Below are 1,869 nucleotides of genomic sequence, written 5' to 3' on the forward strand. Positions count from 1 at the left end.
GATGATGCGCCTTCGGCGATCACGAGGTCAAGCCGGGTTCCCACCGCTGGTCGTCCCGTGTGTCGCGCGGCACGCCGATCCGGTCGGGTGGTCCACGTCTCCGTTGCTCCGACGCCGACTGTGATCGACCGCGCACGCCGCGCCCGCCGACGGGGGTCGAGGGCCGCACGGGCGGCGGGATCGGTCGCACACCGTGGCTGATAAGGTCGTTGACGAACCCATCGACATCCTTTAAGAGCCGTCCCGCGAGGCGGAGAAGGAGGTCCCCGAGTGCCCACGCGGCGCCGGGGCGGCCCCGGGCCGGGTGGTGCCACGAACGCCGAGGGTGAGCGCGAGCTGCTCTCGTCGGCGGACGTCGCGCGCACCGTCGCCCGGATCGCCCACGAGATCCTCGAGAAGACCGCCGATTCCGGAGCCGGGGTCGTGCTCCTCGGACTCCCGACCCGCGGCGTCCACCTCGCCCGCCGCCTGGCGGAGCGGGTGACCGCGATCGATCCCGCCACCGTCGTCGCCGTCGGCACCCTCGACCCGACGCTCTACCGCGACGACCTCCGCCGCCAACCCACCCGGCCGCTGGCGGAGACCGAGATGCCCCCGGGCGGCATCGACGACGTCACGGTCGTGCTCGTCGACGACGTCCTGATGTCCGGCCGGACCGTCCGCGCCGCCCTCGACGCCCTGCGCGACCACGGCCGCCCGCGCGCGGTCCAGCTCGCCGTCCTGGTCGACCGCGGGCACCGCGAACTGCCGATCCGCGCGGACTACGTCGGGAAGAACGTCCCCACCAACCGCGCCGAGGACGTCGCGGTGTCCCTCGTCGAGTCCGACGGGGTGGACGGGGTGGCGATCCGATGAGCGCACCCGGGTCCGGCATCGGCCTGCGGCACCTGCTCTCCACCGAGACGCTGCGCCGCGACCAGGCCGACGCCCTCCTCGCGACCGCCGCCAACATGGAACAGGCCCTCACCGGGCGCGCGGTGCGCAAGCTCCCGACGCTGCGCGGGCGCACCGTCGTGACGCTGTTCTACGAGAACTCGACGCGCACCCGGGTCTCGTTCGAGGTGGCCGGCAAGTGGATGAGCGCGGACACGATCAACGTCAGCGCCTCCGGGTCGAGCGTCGGCAAGGGCGAGTCGCTGCGCGACACCGCCGCCACCCTCGCCGCCGCCGGCGCCGACGCGGTCGTCGTGCGCCACCCGGCGTCGGGGGCGCCGCACCGGATCGCCGGGTGGCTCGACCGGGTGGGCCACTCCCACACGGACGGCCACGTCGCCGTCGTCAACGCCGGCGACGGCACCCACGAGCACCCCACCCAGGCCCTGCTCGACGCGGCGACGCTGCGCGGCCGCCTCGGCGCCGACCTGACGGGCCGCCGGGTCGCGGTCGTGGGCGACGTCCTGCACAGCCGCGTGGCCCGCTCGAACGCCCACCTGCTGGCCACGCTCGGCGCCGAGGTCACGATCGTGGCCCCGCCGACGCTGCTGCCCAGCGGGGTCGAGGCGTGGCCGGTCACCGTGACCCACGACCTCGACGCCCACCTGGCCACCGGCCCGGACGCGGTGATGATGCTGCGCGTGCAGGCCGAGCGGATGCACGGCGGCTTCTTCCCGTCCGCGCGGGAGTACGCGGTGCGCTTCGGGCTCTCCCAGCGCCGCGCGGACACGCTGCCCGACCACGCGGTCGTCCTGCACCCCGGCCCGGCCGTGCGCGGCATGGAGATCGCGAGCTCGGTCGCCGACTCCGCCCGCGCCGCGATCGCCGAGCAGGTCACCGCGGGGGTCCACGTGCGGATGGCCGTGCTCTACCACCTGCTCGCCGGGGAGGACGTGGCATGACCACCACGCTCATCAGGAACGTCCGGCCCTACGG

At 74.9% G+C, this 1,869-nt stretch carries 2 protein-coding genes; both read left to right on the top strand.

The annotated features are described in order from the left end of the window. The first annotated feature begins 270 nt into the window (after positions 1 to 270). A complete protein-coding gene (pyrR, locus tag AC0CYZ_RS25650; RefSeq protein ID WP_472220604.1) occupies positions 271 to 855 on the top strand; it encodes a bifunctional pyr operon transcriptional regulator/uracil phosphoribosyltransferase PyrR in 585 nt (194 codons plus the stop codon). Between the two features lie 23 nt (positions 856 to 878). After that, entirely contained in the window at positions 879 to 1,835 is a 957-nt protein-coding gene (locus AC0CYZ_RS25655) for an aspartate carbamoyltransferase catalytic subunit (RefSeq protein WP_472220606.1), read from the top strand. The last annotated feature ends 34 nt before the right edge of the window (positions 1,836 to 1,869 follow it).

This window comes from Actinomycetospora sp., from assembly GCF_055612215.1.